The sequence below is a fragment of the Neorhizobium populisoli genome (genome assembly GCF_019430945.1).
GTDB lineage: Bacteria > Pseudomonadota > Alphaproteobacteria > Rhizobiales > Rhizobiaceae > Neorhizobium > Neorhizobium populisoli.
Window position 1 is genome coordinate 1 of sequence record NZ_JAHYCB010000044.1, and the last position, 5888, is coordinate 5888.

The 5888-nt window shown below is 60.2% G+C and carries 5 protein-coding genes and 1 pseudogene; 3 read left to right on the forward strand and 3 right to left on the reverse strand.

The genetic code is table 11. The annotated features are described in order from the left end of the window. The coding region (locus KX729_RS34185; protein WP_246618059.1) for a hypothetical protein at positions 1 to 242 on the reverse strand (242 nt) is incomplete at its 3' end. Between KX729_RS34185 and KX729_RS34810 the strand changes: the two genes are divergently transcribed. Further along, a complete protein-coding gene (locus tag KX729_RS34810) occupies positions 171 to 707 on the forward strand; it encodes a spore coat protein U domain-containing protein (RefSeq protein WP_376776125.1) in 537 nt (178 codons plus the stop codon). The genes KX729_RS34185 and KX729_RS34810 overlap by 72 nt on opposite strands. Beyond that, a complete protein-coding gene (locus tag KX729_RS33255; RefSeq protein ID WP_219746690.1) occupies positions 616 to 870 on the forward strand; it encodes a Csu type fimbrial protein in 255 nt (84 codons plus the stop codon). The genes KX729_RS34810 and KX729_RS33255 overlap by 92 nt, the downstream gene beginning before the upstream one ends. 216 nt (positions 871 to 1086) lie before the next feature. Here KX729_RS33255 and KX729_RS33260 read toward each other — a convergent pair whose 3' ends face one another. Then, positions 1087 to 1569 carry an Lrp/AsnC family transcriptional regulator gene (locus KX729_RS33260; RefSeq protein ID WP_219746688.1) on the reverse strand — a complete coding sequence of 161 codons (483 nt, stop codon included), beginning with the start codon at positions 1567 to 1569 and terminating at the stop codon, positions 1087 to 1089. Positions 1570 to 1909: 340 nt separating this feature from the next. On the opposite strand from KX729_RS33260, the gene putA reads away from it, so the two are divergent. Beyond that, a complete protein-coding gene (putA, locus tag KX729_RS33265) occupies positions 1910 to 5608 on the forward strand; it encodes a trifunctional transcriptional regulator/proline dehydrogenase/L-glutamate gamma-semialdehyde dehydrogenase (protein WP_219746689.1) in 3699 nt (1232 codons plus the stop codon). Between the two features lie 168 nt (positions 5609 to 5776). On the opposite strand, the pseudogene KX729_RS33270 reads toward putA, so the two are convergent. Continuing rightward, positions 5777 to 5888, reverse strand: a pseudogene (locus tag KX729_RS33270) (IS630 family transposase); the annotation flags it as partial.

Sequence of the window (5888 nt, forward strand, 5' to 3'; positions counted from 1 at the left end):
ACTTGGCCAAATCCAGTCCAATTGTGGTAATCTTCTCCATGGAGCGGTTCCCTCTGTCTCGTTGCGATTGGCGTCACCACGATAGGCATCCTTGATGCCGGCGCGAAGGGCCGTTCCACACCATCAATCTTGATGCCGGTACCGGTGGCATGGGCGGCGGATTGCGAACGATGACAAGTGGTGGAAACACTTTGCAATACCAGCTCTACCGGGATGCCGCCCGGACAATCCCATGGGGCCATTCGGACACACCGGCACTCGGCACACCGCATCCGCTCGACATCCTGCTTCTGCCTCTGACGACCGTCACCACGTCGAAAACCATCTATGCGAGAATTATCGGCAGTCAGCCGGCAACCCCCGGCGGAAGCTACGTTTCCACTTTTTCGGGGGCGAATATTCGCTTCAATATGGCGACCTACAGTATCACCCCACCCAATTGCTCGACGGTTCTGCAGAATGCCAGCAGCCCGTTGTTCACTATACCGGCCTATGTTGATCGCGTCTGCAACCTCACTGCCGATGATCTGAATTTTGGGAGCCGTGGGCTTCTGAAAACGCAGGTGGACGCGTCTTCGCTTGTCAAGGTCAGCTGCACCTTAGCTTCCCTACGCAATCGGCCTCAATGGAGGTCTGGGAAATCTGGCGCCGGCCGCCCGCAAGATGACTCATTCCGGGCAATCGATCACTTATGGTCTCTACCGTGACGCCGCGCGATCTCTTCCCTGGGGGAGCGCGGTCGGCCAGATCGCCGGCGGCACCGGCACCGGCCTGTTGCAAAACCTGACGGTCTACGGCCGCGTCCCGGCACAAACGACGCCGTCACCCGGAATCTACACGGATACCGTCGTGGTGACGGTTACCTATTGAAGCCGAGGAGATCGGTCGCATCCGCGTCGTTCTCAAAGCCGTCGCCGATGCCCTGCGGCGTCTGATGCACACAACAGCCTCGCGGAGCTCTACGAAAAAGCCGACAAATTCCTCTATGAAGCGAAGCTCGCCGGTCGTAACCGAATGAAAAGCAGCATAGCGCGATAGGCACCACACTGTAGCCTTTTGCCGACCCGAGCCACCATATCAGGTCGCTTAGGAAAACCTATTCCAGCCCTCTTTCACGGTTTCCATGGCCGGGTTCGTCGATGTGCTTGCGACATGGGGAAGGGTCGAAATTTTTTCGCCTAGGACCCGGCGATAGCGACCGATGTCGCGCGTCCGGACCTTGAGCAGATAGTCGAAGCGCCCTGCGATCATGTGGCATTCCTCGATTTCCCGCACCTTTTTTACCGCCTCGTTGAAACTTCTGAGCGCCTCCTCGCGGGTATCGGATAGTTTCACTTCGACGAAAGCCACATGATCCAGCTGCATTTTCGTGGGATTGAGGATCGCCCTAAAGCCCTCGATATAACCTTCAGCGATCAGGCGCCGGAATCGGATCTGGCATGGGGTCTTGGAAAGGCCGACGCGGGCGGCGAGATCGGTAATCGACATCCGTCCGTCCTCAAGGAGCGCCTCGAGAATCTTCTTATCGAACTGGTCGAGTTCACTATAAAAATCGATCTCCGTAGCCATTTTAACTTTCCATGACGTTAGAATAGGTGCGATTAGACCTCCTGCATGATCAAATCAAGTGAGAACGTTTTCCTCCTTTGTGATATGTATTCGCCAAATTGTGACGAGGAAAATCAGGAGCCCCGCGAGAGGCTGGCGGAAATGGCGCGAACGGAAATGATATCAGTCGAAGTGATGGATATCGCACGAGCTTCCACCGCGCCGGCGGCGGTGAAAATCTCGCTGAGCGCTCCTGCGAAATCAGCACCTATTTGCCGGCTTCCCCTTCCCTTCCGCGAAACAAATCTCATACGCTGAGCCGCATTGGCTCGATTCTGGTTACTCGAATAGGACCGCCCCGATGTTCGAAGCTGTTGCCGAAACTTCGCCTGAAGCTCCACTCCCGCCATTTGCGCAGTTTGCCCCGCCGATCCGCGAGCAGTCGGCCCTCCGCAAAGCGATTACCACAGCTTACCGCCGCCCGGAGACGGAGTGCCTGCCGCCGCTCGTCGACGCTGCGAAGGTCCCGGCTGACCTGAAGGCAGCGATCCGCGGCACGGCGCGCAAACTGATCGAAGCGCTGCGCGCCAAGCACAAGGGAACCGGCGTAGAAGGTCTGGTGCAGGAATATTCGCTGTCGAGTCAGGAGGGCGTTGCGCTTATGTGCCTCGCGGAAGCGTTGTTGCGCATTCCCGACACGGCGACCCGTGATGCCTTGATCCGCGACAAGATCTCCGAAGGCGACTGGAAGTCGCATGTCGGCGGTGGCCGTTCGCTGTTCGTCAATGCCGCGACCTGGGGCCTGGTCGTCACCGGCAAGCTGACCTCCACCGTCAACGATCGCAGCCTTGCGGCCGCGCTGACCCGTCTGATCGCCCGTTGTGGCGAACCTGTCATCCGCCGCGGCGTCGACATGGCGATGCGCATGATGGGCGAGCAGTTCGTTACTGGCGAGACGATCGACGAAGCGCTGAAGCGCGCCCGTCCGCTGGAAGCCCGTGGCTTCGGTTACTCCTACGATATGCTGGGTGAGGCCGCGACGACCGCCAAGGATGCGGAGCGCTATTATCGCGACTACGAAAATGCCATTTACGCGATCGGCAAGGCTTCGGCCGGCCGTGGTGTCTATGAAGGTCCCGGCATCTCGATCAAGCTGTCAGCGCTCCATCCCCGTTATGTCCGCGCCCAGTCGAAGCGTGTCATGGAAGAGCTGCTGCCGCGCGTTCGCGCGTTGGCGCTGCTCGCCCGCAAATACGACATCGGCCTCAATATCGATGCCGAGGAAGCCGATCGCCTCGAACTCTCCCTCGACCTCCTCGAAGAACTCAGCCTCGATGCAGAGCTGAACGGCTGGAACGGTCTCGGTTTTGTCGTACAGGCCTATGGCAAGCGCTGCCCGTTCGTTCTCGACTACATTATCGATCTCGCCCGCCGCTCCGGCCGCCGCATGATGGTGCGCCTCGTCAAGGGCGCCTATTGGGATGCCGAAATCAAGCGCGCTCAGCTTGATGGCCTGCCGGACTTCCCCGTCTATACGCGCAAGATCCACACAGATGTCGCTTATGTCGCCTGCGCCCGCAAGCTGCTCGCCGCCACCGATGCGATCTTCCCGCAGTTCGCGACCCACAACGCCCAGACGCTGGCGACGATCTACCAGCTGGCTGGTCCGGACTTCAAGGTCGGCAAATATGAGTTCCAGTGCCTGCATGGCATGGGCGAACCGCTCTACGACGAGGTCGTCGGCAAACAGAACCTCGACCGGCCCTGCCGCATCTATGCGCCTGTTGGCACGCATGAAACGCTGCTTGCCTATCTCGTTCGTCGCCTTCTGGAAAACGGTGCCAACTCTTCCTTCGTCAACCGCATCTCCGATCCGAAGATCTCGGTCGATGAGCTGACCGCCGATCCGGTCGATCTCGTTGAAGCCACTACTCCAGTTGGAAAGCCGCACGATCTGATCTCGTTGCCGGCAAACCTTTACGGCGCCGAGCGGCAGAACTCCTCCGGCATCGACTTGGCGAACGAGACCGAACTGGGCCGTCTCGCCGGCAATCTCGCCGAGACGACAAAGACCTCCTGGCATGCAATGCCGCTTCTCGCCGACGGTTCGGTTGAGGGCACGGTCCAGCCGATCCTCAACCCCGCCGACCATGGCGATGTCGTTGGTCAGGTCACCGAAGTCGAGATCGAAGCTGCGGCCAAAATCGCCAAGCTTGCTGAGAAGGGCGCGCAGGAATGGGCTCAGGTTTCACCTGCAGACCGTGCCGCATGCCTCGACCGTGCCGCTGACATCATGCAATCGCGCATCGAGCCGCTGATGGGCATCATCATCCGCGAGGCCGGAAAATCGGCCGCCAATGCGATCGGCGAAGTGCGCGAGGCGATCGATTTCCTGCGTTACTACGCGGAGCAGGCCCGCCGCACACTCGGTCCTTCACACGCGCCCCTCGGCCCGATCGTCTGCATCAGCCCGTGGAATTTTCCGCTGGCAATCTTTACCGGGCAGATCGCAGCGGCCCTGGTCGCCGGCAACTCAGTCATGGCAAAGCCCGCCGGCGTGACGCCGATTATCGCCTTCGAAAGCGTCAAAATCCTGCACGAGGCCGGCGTCCCACGGAGTGCTCTGCAATTCACCCCGGGTGGCGGCCGCCTTGGCGCCGCTCTCATCGATGCTCCGGAAACGGCCGGCGTCATGTTCACCGGATCGACCGGTGTCGCACGGATGATCCAGGCACAGCTTGCGAGCCGTCTGTCCAAGTCGGGCAAGCCCATCCCGCTGATCGCCGAGACCGGCGGCCAGAACGGCATGATCGTCGATTCCTCCGCGCTTGCCGAGCAAGTAGTCGGCGACGTGATCGCGTCGGCCTTCGATAGCGCCGGTCAGCGATGCTCCGCGCTTCGTGTCCTGTGCCTGCAGCAAGATGTGGCGGATCGCACCCTGACCATGCTGAAAGGCGCTCTTCAGGAACTGACAATCGGCCGCACCGATCGCCTGAGCATCGATGTCGGCCCGGTCATCACCGAAGGCGCGAAGAGTGACATCGACGCCCATATCGAGAAGATGAAGGCGCTTGGCTGCAAGGTCGAGCAGTTGCCGCTTCCGCAAGCCGCCGATCTCGGCACCTTCGTGCCGCCGACGATCATCGAGCTCAAAAAGCTCTCCGATCTGGAAAAGGAAATCTTCGGCCCGGTCCTGCACGTCATCCGTTACCGCCGCGAGGATCTCGATCGCCTGATCGACGATATCAACGCCTCCGGTTACGGCCTGACCTTCGGCCTTCATACTCGTCTCGACGAGACGATCGCGCATGTGACAAGCCGGGTGCAGGCGGGCAATCTTTATGTGAACCGCAACATCATCGGTGCAGTGGTCGGCGTCCAGCCCTTCGGTGGCCGAGGCCTTTCCGGCACGGGTCCGAAAGCCGGCGGCCCGCTTTATATCGGCCGCCTTGTCCAGAAGGCACCGGTGCCGCCGCAGCATAGTTCCGTTCATATCGATCCGGCGCTCGCCGACTTCGCCGTCTGGCTTTCTTCAAAATCCAGAACCGAAGACGCAGAAGAAGCCCGCGAGCTCGGCAGCCTGTCGGCGGTCGGATTGCAGAAGGAGCTTGCCGGCCCGGTTGGGGAGCGCAACCTCTATGCCCTCCATCCCCGCGGCCGCGTTCTTCTGGCTCCTGTCAGCGAACGCGGGCTCTATCGTCAGATTGCGGCCGCTCTTGCAACCGGCAACCAGCTCATCATCGACGAGGCGACAGGTCTCTGCCCCATGCTGAGCAATATGCCGGCGAGCGTCGCAGGCCGCATCAAGTGGACCTCGGACTGGAACAAGGACGGTCCGTTCGCCTCAGCGCTTGTCGAGGGCGACGCGGAACGGGTGATGAGCGTCAATCAGACAATCGCCGCTCTCGATGGCCCACTGGTGCTGGTGCAGTCCGCGACCACCACTGAGATCGAAAGCGACCTAGAAGCCTATTGCCTGAACTGGCTCGTCGAAGAGGTCTCCACCTCGATCAACACCGCGGCGGCGGGTGGCAATGCCAGCCTGATGACGATTGGGTAAATGAGACTTCCCGTGTGCCAAAAAATGCTTTGGCGCACGCCTTTTTTGTCTGACTCCTGACGATGGTCAACTCGTCGGAATACCTGCCATCGGCAAACAGTGCGCTTCGCGCGATCTATTTATGGAATGGAAAAAGCCGCCCGAAGGCGGCTCTAGAGCGGTTCCCTTTCATGCTGGATCGTATCCGCAGGAACTGAAGTAGTTTCGGGCTTCCTTTGGCTCGATGAGTTCTATGCTCTTTCCGATCCTGTCCCACAGTCCTGTTACGGTTCTCTCTGCA

Coding starts and splice junctions, on each gene's coding strand:
- KX729_RS34810 (WP_376776125.1), top strand. CDS start 171: ATGACAAGTGGTGGAAACACTTTGCAATACCAGCTCTACCGGGATGCC.
- putA (WP_219746689.1), top strand. CDS start 1,910: ATGTTCGAAGCTGTTGCCGAAACTTCGCCTGAAGCTCCACTCCCGCCA.
- KX729_RS33260 (WP_219746688.1), bottom strand. CDS start 1,569: ATGGCTACGGAGATCGATTTTTATAGTGAACTCGACCAGTTCGATAAG.